Below are 15,576 nucleotides of genomic sequence, written 5' to 3'. Positions count from 1 at the left end.
AGGACAACAAATGCTGCCGCAAGAACTCATCAGAAAGAAGCGGGACGGTGGAACGCTGGACGCGGCGGAGATCCAGTTCTTCGTCAAGGGCCTGGCAGACGGCTCGGTCACGGAAGGCCAGGTGGCCGCGCTCGCCATGGCTGTCTTCTTCAAGGGGCTGACCGTCGACGAACGGGTGGCTCTGACGCTCGCCATGCGCGACAGTGGCGATGTCATGGACTGGTCGGGCATCGACGCGCCGATCCTGGACAAGCATTCCACCGGCGGCGTTGGCGACAACGTCTCCTTGATGCTGGCGCCGGCGCTTGCCGCCTGTGGCGCTGCAGTACCGATGATCTCCGGTCGTGGCCTGGGTCACACGGGCGGCACGCTGGACAAGTTCGACAGCATCCCGGGCTATCAGACGCAACCGGACAATCTGCTGTTCAAGAAGGTGGTCAAGGAGATCGGGTGTGCCGTCATCGGCCAGACCGGCAACCTTGCTCCGGCCGACAAGCGTTTTTATGCCATCCGCGATGTGACCGGCACGGTGGAGAGCATCGACCTGATCACCGCGTCGATCCTGTCCAAGAAGCTGGCAGCCGGTCTGCAGGGACTGGTGCTGGATGTGAAGTGGGGCACGGGCGCTTTCATGGCAACACTTGAAGATGCTCGTGCTCTTGCCGAAAGCCTGGTGCTGGTCGCGAACGGGGCGGGTTTGAAAACGACGGCTCTCCTGACCGACATGAACGAGCCGCTGGCGTCCGCCGCCGGCAACGCGGTTGAAATGCAGAACGCTGTCGACTTTCTGAAAGGCACGGCCATCGACAACCGCCTTTGGGATGTCACCGTGGCACAAGGCGGCGAACTGCTTGCCTCCGGCGGCATCGCCGCTGATGCGGAGGCCGGTGCCGGCATGATGCGTGAAGCGTTTCAGAGCGGCAAGGCGGCTGAGAAGTTCGCCCAGATGGTTCATGCGCTTGGCGGACCTGCCGACTTCATGGAAAAGGCGGAACTTTATCTTGCCAAGGCGTCGGTGGAAGCGCCGGTCTACGCCGAACAAGACGGCGTCGTTACGGGTGTGGATGCCCGGGCAGTGGGCGTTGCGGTCGTCGCGCTTGGCGGTGGACGCCGGGCGGCGGCAGACGTGATCGATCCGTCCGTCGGCCTGACCAGTCTTGCCGGTGTCGGCAACACGGTGGACGCGGATGCGCCCTTGGCGATTGTCCATGCCAGAACCGAGGCAGAGGCCGAAGAAGCAGCCGTCGCGGTGCGCAAAGCCTACACCATCGGCTCCGCAGCCGATGTCATCGACAGGCCGAGCGTCGTCGAGCGCATCGCGCCCTGACCGGGAAAATGCGTGCCGGGCGAATGGTCGCCCGGAACCTCTCCGGCCGAACCGGCCGGCAATGATAAATTTGAGGAGATGTCCATGCCTCGTGCAATTCTGTGCGTTCTGGACAGTTTCGGTATCGGCGGTGCCGCGGATGCGGAAGCCTTTGGTGATGCCGGGGCCGACACTTTGGGCCACATCGCGGCGCGTTGTGCAGCCGGTGAGGGCGACAAGGACGGTCTGCGCTCCGGCCCCTTGAACGTTCCTAACATGGACCGGCTCGGCCTGGGCGCGGCAGGGCGCCTGTCCACCGGCAAGGACGTGCCGGGCCTGGATTTCGATGGCGAGCCGGAAGGCCTGTGGGGCTATGCTGCCGAAGTTTCCAACGGCAAGGACACGCCGTCCGGCCATTGGGAAATCGCCGGTGTGCCTGTGCGCTTCGACTGGGGCTATTTTCCGGAAACGATCCCGACCTTCCCGGAAGAGCTGATTGCAAAGATCAGCGAGAAGGCAGGCCTCAACGGCATCCTGGGTGACAAACACGCCTCCGGCACGGTGATCATTGCCGAACTTGGCGAAGAGCACATTCGCACGGGCAAGCCGATTTTCTATACGTCGGCGGATTCCGTCATCCAGATCGCCGCCCACGAAGAACACTATGGTTTGGAGAAGCTGTACGAACTTTGCGAGATCGCGCGTGAATTTGCCGATCCCTACAACATCGGCCGGGTGATCGCGCGGCCCTTCGTCGGCGAAACTTCGGACACTTTCCAGCGCACCGCCAACCGGCGTGACTATTCGGTGCTACCGCCGGAGCCGACCTTGCTCGACCGTCTGACAGAGGCAGGACGCACGGTCTATGGCGTCGGCAAGATATCCGACATCTTCGCCCATCAGGGCGTTGCCAGGGTGCTGAAGGGCGCAGGCAATGACCAGCTGTTCGACAAGACGCTGGAGGCCATGGACCAGGCTGCCGATGGCGACCTGATCTTCGCCAATTTCATCGATTTCGACTCCCTCTACGGTCACCGCCGGGATGTTCCGGGATATGCAGCCGCACTGGAGCATTTCGACCGCCGCTTGCCGGAAATGATTGCCAGGATGAAGGACGGTGATCTCCTGATCCTCACGGCAGATCACGGCTGCGATCCGACCTGGCGTGGCACGGACCACACCCGCGAACATGTCCCGGTGATCGCAACCGGTCCGGGTCTCGAAGGCAGAAGCGTCGGTGGTCGCAAGACCTATGCCGATATCGGTGAAAGTATCGCCGATCATCTGGGCATTGCGGTGGGGCCGAACGGCACGAGTTTTCTGTAGCCGCATCCGCATTCCGGCAATCCGGTGAATCGGGCACAATAACCGCGGGCCACTCGTCCGTCCTTTCTGCGGAAAGACGGAAAACCGGCCCGCCACACACTCGAATGAGGACCCGCGGGACATGAGCGACGCCATCACGGTACCGAAGGCGGAATTGCATTGTCATATCGAAGGCGCGGCGCCACCGACCCTGGTCAAGCGCCTTGCCGACAAGCGCGGCGAGGATGTTTCGGCCGTCCTCGACGGTAACGGCAAATACATCTGGTCCGACTTCACCACCTTCCTGAAAGCCTATGACGTTGCAAGTTCGGTGTTCAGGACACCGGCGGACTATGCCCTGCTTGCGGAAACCTATTTCCGCATGCTGGCGGCGGAAGGGGCAATTTATGGCGAGGTCTTCATCTCGCCAGACCACGCTCAGGCCGCCGGCCTGTCCTACCGCTCCTATGTCGAGGGACTGGCCGCCGGGATCGAGCGCGCCAAGACAGACACTGCCATCGAAGGCCGAATGATCGCGATCGGTGTACGCCATTTCGGTTCGGCCTCCGTCGAACGGGTCATCAAGGAAGTGATCGGCAATCCGCATCCTCTGGTCACGGGCTTCGGCCTGGCCGGGGATGAACGCTCCGGCCACCCGGCCAATTTCGCGAAGGCCTTCCGCATGGCGGCGGATGCCGGACTGGGCACGACGGCACATGCGGGCGAGTTCGGCGGTCCGGACAGTGTGACCGCGGCACTCGAATTCCTGCGTGTGAAACGTCTCGGCCATGGTGTGCGGGCAATCGAGGACAAGGATCTGGTCAAGCGCCTTGTCGACGAGGAGATCGTGCTGGAGGTCTGCCCCGGGTCGAACATCGCTCTGGGCGTCTACACTCACCTGCGCTTCCACCCGGTCAACATGCTGCGCAAGGAGGGCGTGAAGATCACGCTCAACTCCGACGATCCGCCCTTTTTCGGCACCACGCTCGGCAAGGAATATTCATCGGTCACCGAAACCTTCGGATGGAGTTTCGATGATCAGATGGAAGTCACCCGCACGGCCATCGAAGCCGCCTTCTGTGATGAGCCCACACGCAAAAGGCTCCTTGTACGACTGGAAAGCGCAAAGCAGGCGCCGACGGGTTGAGGCAGGTCTTCTGCAACATGCCGGATGCGCCGCACGCTGAATGCACGCCAGATTTTTTTCAGGCGAGGTCGCTTCGCATTGGCTTGGTTCAGCGAGAACTCTAGTGAGCTTTCTCGCCTCTCGCCCTCTCATCCCCAAAACCTCATCCTGAGACGCCGCTGAAGCGGTTCCTCATAATGAGGGGAGAAGGGCGATGAATGCCGAAGGTAATGGCGTCAAGCCCCCTCAGATTTCCCCGCCGGTTTCGTCCACTTCCGTGCGCGGATCGAGGCTTACCGTTTCCGGGGTCGTAATCTGCGCGGTCGAGACCGCCATCACGAAATCGGACTTGTCTTCCTGCGGAAGCGAAGCACGCTGACGCATGCGCCAGAGGGCAAAGAGCATCATGGAAAGATGCGCTGCCGCCGTCACCTGGAAGAGTGCGCCCGGATAAGTGAAGGTCATCAAGCCCGAAGCGAGCAACGGTCCAAGCATTGTACCCGCCCCGAAGATAAGCAGAAGACCGCCGCTGATCCTGAGAAAGTCACCTGGCTCTGCGTGGTCGCTCGCGTGGGCGACGATCACCGGATACATGGAATAGACCACGCCGCCGAAACCTGCGATCAGAAGAACCGTGAGGGTCGGATCGGTGCCGCCGAAGAATGACAGGCTGGACCCGAAACTCATGGCGGTTACGGCGAGACCGACCAGCACAAGGCGCCGGTCAAGCCTGTCGGACAGCATGCCGACCGGGATCTGCACCACTGCGCCGGCCAAAAGCGCCAAACTCATCATGATGGCAATCTCCGGTACGTCCAACCCGATGCGAAGTCCATAAACCGCACCCAAGGTGCCGAAGGACCCGTTTGAAATGCCGACCATGAAAACCGCGACCACTGCGATCGGTGAATTGCGCCAGAGTTTTTTCGGGTCCAGCCGCGCCTGTGTCAGGGGCTGGGGCGATGCGGCGGTGGACAGCGCTGTCGGCAGCAGTGAGAGCGAGTAGATGATCGAACCGAGAACGAAGAAGAAGAAGCCGGTCGGATCGCCAAGCGTCAGCAACATCTGTCCGGCGGTCGTTGCCCCCAGGTTGATCATCGTATAGATGCCGAAGATCCGCCCGCGCGTTTCGCTGGTCGAGCGTTCGTTCAGCCAGCTTTCCACGATCATGGCAGCGCCGGAAAAGCAGAAGCCGGTGATCGCCCGCAGCACGATCCAGACAGCGGCATCCATGAACAGGAGGTTCAGGAGAACCGAGATGCCCGCCAGCGAGGCAAGCGCACCGAAGGCCCGCACATGGCCCACACGCTTCACGATGACCGGCACGGCCAGACAGCCGCTGACGTAGCCGACTGCCCAGCCGGTGCCGAGCAGACCGAGCGAGGCATCGGAAAAGCCGTTGGCGAGACCGGCGAGCGGCAACAGGAGGCCGTGAAGGCCGCCGGCGAGCAAAAGCAGTCCGGATCCGACGAGAAGGGCAGCGATTGAGACAACGGCAGACATGAAACTTCCGGTGTGGGATGGTTGAAAGGCTTGGGTTCAAATCACACAGATGATGACCAATGACGAACCGGTTTGACAAGGTTATGGTGGGCAGATAGGCGAGGGCAGCGTCTTTTCACACAATCCTTTCCAGATCCGGCGATTTCCATGACCGATACCCAACCAGCCTTGTCCCTGTTCCGGCCGCAGCATGTTCGGGAAAAAGCCTATGAGCTTTTAAAGCTCGCCACAGATGGCAAACTCGCCCATGTCGAAGCGGTTCCGGACCTGCTCGAAACAGCCCTGGCCAAGGTGCTTGAAACAACTCGGGAAAATTATCCGGATTTTCACATTCCACCCTATGGCATCTGGCGGAATTACGAGGCCGGCGGCATCGACCGCTGGGGTGCGCTGGCAAATGCGCGCGGGTTTGAAACCGCCGAAGAAATGCTTGCCGCTGCAGCCGACCTTGCCATCCTGGGTACCTACATGAAAACCCGCCACCCCGAGGGCTGGGTTTTCGAGGACAGGATGACTGAGACCGAGGCGACCGGCCAGGAGGCTTCGGCACTGGCCGCCTTTCACATGTTCGCGGCAGGTTCCTTTTCCGGTGAAATGACCGATCCCTATCGCGTCGATGCGCAGACGCTCGTGCAGATGGACCGGATGGAACTCTCCGAAGGCCTGCAGTGGGACGCAAGGGAGGATGACGACCTGCTCGAGGCGATGCAGCGCCATCTGAAACGCTTCGGTGAAGCGCTTGCCCTGCGGCCGGATCTTTTCGGAGAAGGGGACGAGACCCGTCCAGGCCGTCTTGCAGTTCGGATGGCAAAGGAAAGCGATGGCGTGGTTTCGGCAAGGGATCTGCTCGACCGCGTGCTGGAATCGCTTTGTCCGCTGTGGGACGGCGGCGCTGGCGACGGCAACATGGTCTATGGCGACAGCTTCGAGCATTACCAGCGGGGTGCGGTTTCGGAGAGAACTGTTGTGCCGTTCCATCTGGCTGCCCAGGAGATGGTTTATTCACTGATCGAACCTCTTGCCTGGGCCGGGTTTGAAGTCTCCGGACTGGAGGCACTGACGCCGCCGGCCGATCCTGCCCACGCGGCCCTGTTCCTCGACGCCGGTGTCCTGAAAATTCTCGAGCCGGACACGGTGCTGTCAGCAGAGGCCGAACGCGACCGGATGGTCGAAATCCGCGCTGTGGCGCTTGCGCTCACCGACAGGCTGGCCGAACTGCTGCGGCACGAGCTCAAGGTTCATCAGGATCAATTGCCGCTCACCTGCATCCTGGAAGGCGGAACCAGCCGGGCTGGCGGCATTTATTTGCAAGGACACCCGCAGGAAGCGAAAAAACTCGGGCACTTCATGAACCCGGGGTCTGTTTTTTGGTTGCCGTTCGGGGCATAGGTCCCGAACATAAAAAATCATGAGACCGGGCCGGTGTTATGGCCCCATTGAGAAGAGAGGCAGATATGTCCGGAGCCACTGTCATCAGCCACCCGCTGGTTCAGCACAAACTGAGCATCATGCGCGACAAGGGAACGTCCACCCAGGGGTTCCGGCGCTTGCTGCGGGAAATCTCCACGCTGCTCTGCTATGAGGTCACCCGCGACCTGCCGCTCGTCTACCAGACCATCGAGACGCCGCTTGCTGAAATGCAGGCACCGACCCTGGCCGGCAAGAAGCTGGTATTCGCTTCCGTTCTGCGTGCGGGCAACGGACTTCTGGAAGGTATGTTGGATCTGGTTCCGTCGGCGCGCGTGGCGCACATCGGCCTTTACCGCGATCCGCAGACCCTTCAGCCGGTGGAGTATTACTTCAAGGCTCCGGAAGACCTGAACGAGCGTCTGGTGATCGTGGTCGATCCGATGCTGGCTACCGCCAATTCGGCGATTGCAGCGGTTCAGAAGCTCAAGGAGCGCGGCGCCAACAACATCCGCTTCCTCTGCCTGCTCGCGGCACCTGAGGGCGTCAAGAATTTCACCGAGAACCACCCGGACGTGCCGGTCTACACCGCCTCCATCGACGAAAAGCTGAACGAGAAGGGCTATATCGTCCCGGGCCTTGGCGACGCCGGCGACCGCATGTACGGCACGAAGTAATCGGCCAACAGAACAGACGGCTGAAAGCGCGGAGGGAAACTTCCGCGCTTTTTTGTTGCGCTTGGGCGTGCGGTGTCTAACCTTTTGTAAAAAAAGGGAGGCGACATGATTACGGTCTTTGGTTCCATCAATCTGGATCTGGTCGTTGCCGTGCCCCGCTTGCCGACTGCCGGCGAAACGGTGAGCGGTCGCGATCACCAGACATTTCCAGGTGGGAAAGGCGCCAACCAGGCGCTGGCTGCCAGGCGGGCAGGGGCCGACGTTCGTTTCATCGGCGCGGTCGGACAGGACAGCTTTGCCGAACTCGCGCTGCTTAATCTGCGCGAAGCCGGCGTCGATCTTTCAGGCGTTCGCACCATGACCGGGTCGACTGGCCTTGCCCTGATCGGCATCGATCCGGCAGGGGAAAATCAGATCATCGTCGCCAGCGGCACCAATGCGCGTGTCGAAGCCTCCTGGTTGGAAGGCGGTTTTGGGCCTGGTCAGACACTGCTCGTTCAGGGAGAGGTGCCTCTGGTTGAGGTGATCGAAGGTGCCAGGCTTGCCCGGGATGCGGCAGGCACGGTCATCTGGAACCCGGCTCCTGTGCCTGAGGGTGACCTGAGTGCCTGTCTGGATGTTGCCGGTACGGTTGTGGTCAATGTGAGCGAGGCGGCAGAGATCGGAGGTCGTCTCGGCATTGCCGGTGACACGGAAACATTCGCGCTGAAGCTGGCGGAAGGTGGCCGGAACGTCATCGTCACCCTTGGTGCGGACGGTGTTCTCGCCCGCACGCCAACCGCGCGCTATCGCTTCGCTTCTCCTGCCGTCAACGCGGTGGATACGACCGGTGCGGGCGATGCCTTTTGCGGCGCCCTGGCTGCCGCTCTCGATCGCAAGACGTCCTTCGAACGTGCCTTGAAGGAAGGTGCCGCCGCCGGTGCGCTTGCCTGCACCGTGACAGGGGCCCAGTCCAGTGCACCGCATCTGGAGGATATTGCCCGGCTGGCCGACACGATTGCCTGATGCTGTTTTACAGGCCGCTAAGGAAACCGTGATAATCAGGGGGCTCACGCAACGTCGAGACCCTGCATGTCGCGCTTTGTCATCATCTTTCTGGCCTGCATGGCAATCGTCCCGCTTGCGGCGTATCTGCTGGAAAACAGGCTTGAAGTGCTGGTGAGCAGCGACCCGGTTGCTGAAGATCAGGACGTGGACGAGGCCGGCGAGCGAAGCCACCGAATATCAGCCAACAGGCAGGGGCATTTCGTGGCGGATGCCTATCTGAACGGCCGTGCGGTGGACATGCTGGTCGACACCGGTGCAACCGTCACCGTTTTGCCGGAATCGCTTGCCGAGAGCATCGGAATCTTCCTGAATTCAGCCGACTACAAATACGCAATCCAGACGGCAAACGGCACAGTTCGTGGCGCCAGGGCGACCATTGACAATTTGCGCATTGGAAAGATCCGGCTACGCAATGTCGACACACTTGTGTTGAAAGATCAAAGCCTCGGGGAACCCCTGCTCGGCATGTCCGTTCTCAACCAAATGAAGCGGTTTGACATCTCCGATGGCACGCTTGTACTGGTGCAGTGAATTGTCATACCGTGTTTAGGTAATTACCCAGTTCCGTTCTTCTTCCTTGCTTTGAGAGGCATTGATGTTTCCGAAACCGCGTCCGAAATTGGTTCCGAACACTTTTGAATATGAATCCTTTCCAATGGTGAAGCCCACGGGTTTCCGTGAATACGATGCGCGTTGGCTTTTCGAAAAGGAAATCAATCTGATGGGCATGCAGGCGCTCGGTATGGGCATCGGCACGCTCATTCACGAACGTGGCGTGCGCCCGGACATCGTGGTGGGTCATGATTTCCGGGGTTATTCCTCCTCCATCAAGATGGCGGTGATCAACGGCCTTCTGGCAGCCGGCATCAACGTGCACGACATTGGCCTGGCCTTGTCGCCGATGGCCTATTTTGCGCAGTTCGCGCTCGATGTTCCGGCGGTCGCCATGATTACGGCGTCGCACAACGACAACGGCTGGACCGGCGTCAAGATGGGCATCGACCGTCCGCTGACCTTTGGTCCCGATGAAATGGGTCGGCTGAAGGACATCGTTCTGGAAGCGGCCTTCGACCTGAAGGGCGGCGGCAGCTACCGCTTCGTCGACGGTTTCCCGGATGTCTATTTCAAGGATCTCACCGACCGGGCCAAGCTGAAGCGCCCGATCAAGGTGGTCGCGGCATGCGGCAACGGCACTGCCGGTGCCTTCGCACCGAAGATCCTGGAGGCGATCGGCGCCGAAGTCATCCCGCTTGATGCCGAGCTGGATCACACCTTCCCGCGCTACAACCCGAACCCGGAAGACATGAAGATGCTCCACGCGCTTCGTGACAAGGTTCTGGAAGTCGGTGCGGACGTCGGACTTGGTTTCGATGGCGACGGCGATCGCTGCGGTGTCGTCGACAATGAAGGCGAGGAAATCTTCGCCGACAAGGTCGGCGTGATGCTTGCGCGCGATATCTCCGCGCTTCATCCCGGTGCTCAGTTCGTGGTCGATGTAAAATCTACCGGCCTGTTCCACACGGATCCGGTGCTGAAAGCCAACGGCGTCAAGACCGACTATTTCAAGACCGGTCACTCCTATATCAAGCGCCGTGTCACCGAACTGAATGCCATGGTCGGGTTCGAGAAATCCGGCCACTATTTCTTCAACAAACCGATTGGCCGCGGCTATGATGACGGTCTCGTTTCGGCCATTGCCATCCTCGACATGCTTGACCGTAACCCGGACAAGACGATGGCAGACCTGCGCCGGGATCTTCCCAAGACCTGGGGGTCGCCAACCATGGCTCCCAAGTGCGACGACGAAATCAAGTACGACGTCGTCGACCGGGTTGTCGCCCGTTTCCAGGATATGAAAGCCAAGGGCGAAACGGTTGCCGGACAGTCGATCACCGACCTGATCACCGTCAACGGCGTTCGCGTCGTCAGTGAAGACGGAACCTGGGGTCTTGTGCGTGCCTCCTCCAACAAACCGGAGCTGGTGGTCGTGGTCGAGAGCCCGGTTTCGGAAGACCGGCTCCACGCCATGTTCAAGGCTGTCGACGGCGTCCTGCGCGAGAACTCGGAAGTGGGCGACTACAACCAAACGCTCTGACCACTTGACCGATTGACGAAAGGCGGCGGATAGTTCCGCCGCCTTTTGCGCATCCTGCCGCCTTCTCGCCGGAGACTTTCATGATCAAGGAATTTGGGGTTCTGCCAGACGGGACCGTTGTCCAGGAAATTACGCTGGCAAAAGGGTCTCTGGCTGCCTCCATTCTCACCCTTGGAGCGATTATCCGCGACCTCAAGGTCGATGGTGAGACGGTGGTGCTGGGCTTTGACGATCTCCAGAGCTATCTGGATCATTCGCCCTATTTCGGCGTGATTGCCGGGCGCTGCGCCAACCGGATCGGCGGTGGCCGGATGACGATAGACGGGGTCACCTATCAACTCGACCAGAACGAACGCGGTATCAACCACCTTCATGGCGGCTCGCTCGGCTTCTCCAGCAGGGTCTGGCAGGTAGAGCAGCACGACAAGGCCAGTGTCCTGCTGAAGCTTGTCTCCGAAGATGGCGACATGGGGTATCCGGGCCGGGTGGAGGTGCTTGCCCGCTATACATTGACCGGCACCGGTGCGCTGCGTCTGAAAATCACCGCAACCACCGACAAGACGACGCCGGTCAATCTCACTCAGCACGCCTATTTCAATCTGGATGGCAGCAGCAATATTCTGGACCATACGCTGGAAATCGCTGCGGAGACCTATCTGCCCGTGGACGAGGCGCTGATCCCGACCGGTGAGATCCGCAACGTGGCCTGGACGCCATACGACTTCCGCGACGGACGCAAACTGCGGCGCAAGGCGGGTGAGGAGAACGTGGTCTTCGATCACAACTTCTGCCTTGCGGATGCACCACGCGAGGGCGTGGAATTCGCTGCTGCCCTCGAAGACGGTTCCGGCAATCGCCGCATGGAAGTCTGGACGAGCGAACCCGGCCTGCAGCTTTATGATGCGCAGCGGATCTCGGTGACGGTTCCCGGGCTGGACGGCAGACACTATGGGGCCCATGCCGGGCTGTGTCTTGAAGCGCAGCGATGGCCGGACAGCGTCAATCACGACGGGTTCACACCGGTTTTGTTACAGCCCTCAGAGACTTATACTCATGTTACGGAATTCCGTTTTTCCTGAAATGGGTTACATTAGCGCTGCTGTGTGAGACAACAGGGGACTTGGGGGCAACTCGTGAAGACGGTTTTTTCAAACACCCAGCTCGCGCATGCACCGGCGCAGGAAATATCAGACGGCGAACTGAAGCCTGCTGTCGAGATCCCGAGCCGCGCCGAAATCGTGCTCAAGACCGTCCGGGAGCGCAATGTCGGTGAAATCGTTGCGCCGGAGGAATTTCCCGTCCGTCCGCTGCACCGGGTGCACGCCCCCGAATACGTTTCGTTTCTGGAAAGCTTCTGGGCAAAATGGACGGCCGCAGGGCGGTCGCGCGAAGCCTTTCCCTTTGTCTGGCCCATCCGCAGCCTGCGTCAGGATGTTCAGGTCGAACATATCGACGGCCTGCTCGGACGGTACTCGATGGATGCCGGTACGCCGCTCGGCGAAAACACCTACAAGGCGGCGCGGGCGTCAGCCGACACGGCCCTGACTGCGGCCCGCCTGCTTCTCGATGGCGAGAAATCGGCTTTCGCGCTTTGCCGGCCACCGGGACACCACGCGGGCTATGACTTCTTCGGTGGATACTGCTTTTTCAACAACGCTGCTGTCGCGGCGCAGTATCTTAGGGACTACGGACTGCATCGCATCGCGATCCTGGATGTCGACTACCACCATGGCAATGGCACCCAGGCGCTGTTCTATGACCGGCCGGACATCCTGTTCCTGTCGATCCATGCCGACCCTAAACACGAATATCCCTATTTTCTCGGGTTTGCGGACGAAACCGGTGAACATGCCGGTACTGGGTTCACCCGTAACTGGCCTTTGCCGCTCGGCACCGATTGGGACCGCTACACACCGGCACTCGAGGAAGCCTGCCGTTGGCTGCTGGTTTACAAGCCAGAAGCGTTGATCGTCTCACTTGGCATGGATTGCTACGAGAACGATCCGATCTCCGGCTTCAAGTTCAAGAGTGAAGACTACATCCGGCTTGGCCAGAGGCTCGCCAAGGTCGGCGTTCCGACCATCTTCCTGATGGAAGGCGGCTATGCGGTCGACGCACTGGGCACCAATTGCGTCAATGTGCTTGAAGGCTTCGAGGGGTAAGACCTCTTCGCCGGGACTTGAGTGCGACGGATCCTGAGAGGCGGCCTTGCTGCCTCCCTGATATTGGCCGCTTCCTCGTGGCAATTACCCGTTCAGCAGACCAAGCTGTTTCAGTTCCGCGCGCAGACCCTCAGCCCCCTTGAAGTGATGGGCTGACATGCCGGCTTCTCTGGCAGCCTCGACATTGCGCTCGCTGTCATCGATGAAAAGGCATTGCGCGGCGGTCAGTCCGTTTCGCTCCAGCAGGATTTCGTAGATGCGCAGGCCGGGCTTGATTTCCTTTTCAGCGCCGGAGACGACGATGTCACGGAAGCTGGTCTTCAGAAACGGAAACCGTTCCTGGGCCTGGACAAACTTGTCTTCTGAAAAATTGGTAATTGCATAAAGGGGCGTCCCCTGAGCCTTGAGCTCTGCAAGCATGTCAGGCGTACCGGGAATTTCGCCGGGCACCATGTCGTGCCAACGTTCGCTGTAGGCGGCAATAAGCTCGGCCTTGTCCGGATGCTGGCGGGACAGAACATCAACGGCTTCCGCCCAGGGTCGGCCAAGATCCTGCTGCAGGTTCCACTCCATTGTGCAGACCGTCGTCAGGAAGTCTTCGCGTGCATCGTCATCGGGAATGAGCTCGCGATAGAGATATTCGGGATTCCATTCGATCAGGACATTCCCTATATCGAAGACGACGGTCGTGATAGCATCGTTCATGTGGTCGATCCGGTTTTCTGGCGGAAGTTGTTCAAAAGGCGAGATAAAATTTTGCAATTTTCATCAGAAGGTTATGTCGGCAATATGGCACTTGTAAATCTCCTGTTCCGCTGGCTGGCCCCCATTCTCGCGGCAGTCTTTCTCACCGCTGCCACCGCCAGTGCACAGGATCCGGAGACCATGCCCGATCGGCTGCGCCTCGGTGTTGTCGTAGCGGCAGATGAAGGAGCACGCGACCGGGTGGAGCCTTTCCGCCTTGCTCTTGAGGAAATTGCCGACCTGCCGGTGGACCTCTTTCTGATGGATACCATGGCCGATGCTGTTGAGGCGCTTGCTTCCGGAAAGATCGACTATGCTCGCCTTTCACCATCTGCTTATGCTGCCGTGCATCAGCTCTGCAGTTGCGTTGAGCCGTTGGTCACCGCCGCTCCGGATGATTTTCCGGCGCGCTTTTACGCCATTCTGATCGCGAAGCGCGGCGCAGAGCAGGGAACCCTGACAGACCTCAAGGGGAAGCGCCTTGCTGTCGGTGGTACCGACTCCGTGACCGGTTATCGTGTTCCGCTCGCCAATCTGGCGGCTGACGGTGTTGACGCCCGAGCGCATTTTACCGCTCTTGTTGAGGTGAAGGACCCTGTTGAGGGCCTCCGCGCCGTTCTGGAAGGCCGTGTCGATGCGACCCTTGGCTGGTCGTCATTGGCGGGGGAGGCAAAGAATGGCTATACGGCCGGAACACTCAATGATTTTTATGTTTCGGGAGAGCGCGGTTTCAAGGATCTGGAAATCGTCTGGCGCTCGCCGCCGATCCCCTATTCCGCTCACAGTGTGCGCAAGGATTTACCTGACGCGTTGAAACGGCGTCTCAGGGCCGGGTTGATGGACATGCGCCGGGAAGCACCCGACGCCTATCTGGCTATCGAACCAGACCTGCCGGGCGGTTTCGAGCCTGTGGTGCATGCCGACTACCGTCCGGTGCTGCGCACTTACGAGGACGATTACGCCACGCTGCTGGATCCAGCAGGCCGCTGAAGGAACCCTGCAGCGGTTGAACGATCGTCAGGCACCAGCGGCGGCGCTGCCCAGAAGCCGTTCGGTGTGGCGCCGGATCATTGCCTCTTCGTCGGTCGGAATGACCAGTACATTGATACTGGAGGTATCGGTGGAGATCATTTCCACTCCTGCCTCGTTCCGGACCGGGTCGATTTCAAGACCGAGCCATTCCTGACCGGCACAGACCTTCTCACGGACCAGGGCAGCGTTCTCGCCGATCCCACCGGTAAAGACCACTGTGTCGAGACCGCTCAGAACGGCGGCCATGCCTCCGAGTTCCCGCCGGATGCGGAAGACGAAATAATCGATGGCTTCGGCGGCTTTCGGATCGTCGCTCTGCGTCAAGGTGCGCATGTCCTGGCTGATGCCGGAAAGCCCCTTGAGCCCGGACTGCTTGTACAGCAGGTCGGAGACCTCATCTGGGCTCATGCCCTTTGTCGTCAGCAGATACAGCACCACGCCCGGATCGAGCTGGCCGCAGCGCGTGCCCATCGGCAAGCCGTCAAGCGCGGTGAAACCCATCGTCGAGCCGATGCTCTGGCCTTCTCGAATAGCGCACATGGAGGCGCCGTTGCCGAGGTGGGCGACGACTAACCGGCCTTTATAGATTTCAGGATGAGCCTGCTTCAGATAGGAGCATATGTACTCGTAGGACAGGCCGTGAAAGCCGTAGCGGCGTACACCTTCGTCATAGAGAGGCCGGGGCAGGGCGAAGGTATCGTTGACCCATGGGTGGCTGCGATGGAAGGCGGTATCGAAACAGGCGACCTGCATGGCCTCTGGAAAGGCTTCCCTGGCTGCAGTGATCCCTGCCAGGTTATGCGGCTGATGCAGGGGCGCAAGTGGTTCGAGCGCCTTTAGGTCCTCAAGGATCTCAGCCGTCAGGCGAACCGGTTCGGTGTGGGTGACACCGCCGTGGACGACCCGATGACCTACTGCATCGACACTGCGTCCAGCAAGTTCCTGTTCCAGAACCGGCAGGAGCGCTGCGAGAGAAGCCCCGTGGCTTTTGCCTTCGTCCGCCGAGAGCTGCCGGTCCACCCTTGTGTCGGAAACCCGTGAGGCAAGGGAGATATGCGGCTGGGCACCCAGTCCGGAAATCTGCCCCTTGAGTTGAACGGTGTCACCCGAATAGAGAGTGAACTTGATCGAGGATGAGCCCGAATTAAGGACAAGAATGACCGGGTCCATGG

At 60.3% G+C, this 15,576-nt stretch carries 14 protein-coding genes; 11 read left to right on the top strand and 3 right to left on the bottom strand.

Features of this window, described 5'->3' with window-relative positions; genetic code table 11:
- Nucleotides 1-10: 10 nt before the first annotated feature.
- The 3 genes from deoA to B0E33_RS07900 all read left to right on the top strand — a co-directional run bounded on the left by deoA (nt 11) and on the right by B0E33_RS07900 (nt 3,758).
- The gene (deoA, locus tag B0E33_RS07910) at nt 11-1,327 is read left to right on the top strand and encodes a thymidine phosphorylase (protein ID WP_077290884.1); all 1,317 of its coding nucleotides are present in this window, start codon (nt 11-13) and stop codon (nt 1,325-1,327) included.
- Between the two features lie 84 nt (nt 1,328-1,411).
- Entirely contained in the window at nt 1,412-2,632 is a 1,221-nt protein-coding gene (locus B0E33_RS07905) for a phosphopentomutase (RefSeq protein WP_075283152.1), read from the top strand.
- A 121-nt stretch (nt 2,633-2,753) separates the two neighbouring features.
- Nucleotides 2,754-3,758 carry an adenosine deaminase gene (locus B0E33_RS07900; RefSeq protein ID WP_077290883.1) on the top strand — a complete coding sequence of 335 codons (1,005 nt, stop codon included), beginning with the start codon at nt 2,754-2,756 and terminating at the stop codon, nt 3,756-3,758.
- A gap of 225 nt (nt 3,759-3,983) precedes the next feature.
- Here B0E33_RS07900 and B0E33_RS07895 read toward each other — a convergent pair whose 3' ends face one another.
- A complete protein-coding gene (locus B0E33_RS07895; RefSeq protein ID WP_022999735.1) occupies nt 3,984-5,240 on the bottom strand; it encodes an MFS transporter in 1,257 nt (418 codons plus the stop codon).
- 147 nt (nt 5,241-5,387) lie between these two features.
- Between B0E33_RS07895 and B0E33_RS07890 the strand changes: the two genes are divergently transcribed.
- The 7 genes from B0E33_RS07890 (at nt 5,388) to B0E33_RS07860 (ending at nt 12,628) form a co-directional block, all read left to right on the top strand.
- A complete protein-coding gene (locus tag B0E33_RS07890) occupies nt 5,388-6,629 on the top strand; it encodes a DUF1688 family protein (protein WP_077290882.1) in 1,242 nt (413 codons plus the stop codon).
- A gap of 65 nt (nt 6,630-6,694) precedes the next feature.
- A complete protein-coding gene (upp, locus tag B0E33_RS07885) occupies nt 6,695-7,324 on the top strand; it encodes a uracil phosphoribosyltransferase (RefSeq protein WP_022999737.1) in 630 nt (209 codons plus the stop codon).
- 105 nt (nt 7,325-7,429) lie between these two features.
- On the top strand, nt 7,430-8,329 hold the full coding sequence (locus B0E33_RS07880) for a ribokinase (RefSeq protein WP_077290881.1): 900 nt from the start codon (nt 7,430-7,432) through the stop codon (nt 8,327-8,329).
- A gap of 66 nt (nt 8,330-8,395) precedes the next feature.
- On the top strand, nt 8,396-8,902 hold the full coding sequence (locus B0E33_RS07875; protein ID WP_077290880.1) for a retropepsin-like aspartic protease family protein: 507 nt from the start codon (nt 8,396-8,398) through the stop codon (nt 8,900-8,902).
- A gap of 64 nt (nt 8,903-8,966) precedes the next feature.
- Entirely contained in the window at nt 8,967-10,466 is a 1,500-nt protein-coding gene (locus B0E33_RS07870) for a phosphomannomutase/phosphoglucomutase (RefSeq protein WP_077290879.1), read from the top strand.
- Between the two features lie 80 nt (nt 10,467-10,546).
- Nucleotides 10,547-11,545, top strand: coding sequence for an aldose epimerase family protein (locus B0E33_RS07865; RefSeq protein ID WP_077290878.1), 999 nt, complete (start codon nt 10,547-10,549; stop codon nt 11,543-11,545).
- Nucleotides 11,546-11,599: 54 nt separating this feature from the next.
- Nucleotides 11,600-12,628, top strand: a complete 1,029-nt coding sequence (locus B0E33_RS07860) for a histone deacetylase family protein (protein WP_077290877.1) — start codon at nt 11,600-11,602, stop codon at nt 12,626-12,628.
- A gap of 84 nt (nt 12,629-12,712) precedes the next feature.
- On the opposite strand, the gene B0E33_RS07855 is transcribed toward B0E33_RS07860, so the two are convergent.
- Nucleotides 12,713-13,333, bottom strand: a complete 621-nt coding sequence (locus B0E33_RS07855) for an HAD family hydrolase (RefSeq protein ID WP_055657455.1) — start codon at nt 13,331-13,333, stop codon at nt 12,713-12,715.
- Nucleotides 13,334-13,417: 84 nt separating this feature from the next.
- On the opposite strand from B0E33_RS07855, the gene phnD reads away from it, so the two are divergent.
- On the top strand, nt 13,418-14,362 hold the full coding sequence (phnD, locus tag B0E33_RS07850; protein WP_208997784.1) for a phosphate/phosphite/phosphonate ABC transporter substrate-binding protein: 945 nt from the start codon (nt 13,418-13,420) through the stop codon (nt 14,360-14,362).
- A gap of 27 nt (nt 14,363-14,389) precedes the next feature.
- Here the strand turns inward: phnD and B0E33_RS07845 are convergent, their stop codons facing one another.
- Complete coding sequence (locus tag B0E33_RS07845; RefSeq protein WP_077290875.1) at nt 14,390-15,574, bottom strand: acetate/propionate family kinase; 1,185 nt, start codon at nt 15,572-15,574, stop codon at nt 14,390-14,392.
- Nucleotides 15,575-15,576 lie beyond the last annotated feature (2 nt).

This window comes from Roseibium algicola, assembly GCF_001999245.1.
Taxonomy (GTDB): Bacteria; Pseudomonadota; Alphaproteobacteria; order Rhizobiales; family Stappiaceae; genus Roseibium; species Roseibium algicola.
The sequence above is the reverse complement of the archived record's forward strand: the minus strand, read 5'-3'. Positions and strand labels throughout refer to the sequence as shown.

Bases quoted from the DNA above. Each gene is read 5' to 3' on its own strand.
- B0E33_RS07870 (WP_077290879.1), top strand. From the start codon at position 8,967: ATGTTTCCGAAACCGCGTCCGAAATTGGTTCCGAACACTTTTGAATAT.
- B0E33_RS07895 (WP_022999735.1), bottom strand. From the start codon at position 5,240: ATGTCTGCCGTTGTCTCAATCGCTGCCCTTCTCGTCGGATCCGGACTG.
- deoA (WP_077290884.1), top strand. From the start codon at position 11: ATGCTGCCGCAAGAACTCATCAGAAAGAAGCGGGACGGTGGAACGCTG.
- B0E33_RS07880 (WP_077290881.1), top strand. From the start codon at position 7,430: ATGATTACGGTCTTTGGTTCCATCAATCTGGATCTGGTCGTTGCCGTG.
- B0E33_RS07845 (WP_077290875.1), bottom strand. From the start codon at position 15,574: ATGGACCCGGTCATTCTTGTCCTTAATTCGGGCTCATCCTCGATCAAG.
- phnD (WP_208997784.1), top strand. From the start codon at position 13,418: ATGGCACTTGTAAATCTCCTGTTCCGCTGGCTGGCCCCCATTCTCGCG.
- B0E33_RS07905 (WP_075283152.1), top strand. From the start codon at position 1,412: ATGCCTCGTGCAATTCTGTGCGTTCTGGACAGTTTCGGTATCGGCGGT.
- upp (WP_022999737.1), top strand. From the start codon at position 6,695: ATGTCCGGAGCCACTGTCATCAGCCACCCGCTGGTTCAGCACAAACTG.
- B0E33_RS07875 (WP_077290880.1), top strand. From the start codon at position 8,396: ATGTCGCGCTTTGTCATCATCTTTCTGGCCTGCATGGCAATCGTCCCG.
- B0E33_RS07855 (WP_055657455.1), bottom strand. From the start codon at position 13,333: ATGAACGATGCTATCACGACCGTCGTCTTCGATATAGGGAATGTCCTG.
- B0E33_RS07890 (WP_077290882.1), top strand. From the start codon at position 5,388: ATGACCGATACCCAACCAGCCTTGTCCCTGTTCCGGCCGCAGCATGTT.
- B0E33_RS07900 (WP_077290883.1), top strand. From the start codon at position 2,754: ATGAGCGACGCCATCACGGTACCGAAGGCGGAATTGCATTGTCATATC.
- B0E33_RS07865 (WP_077290878.1), top strand. From the start codon at position 10,547: ATGATCAAGGAATTTGGGGTTCTGCCAGACGGGACCGTTGTCCAGGAA.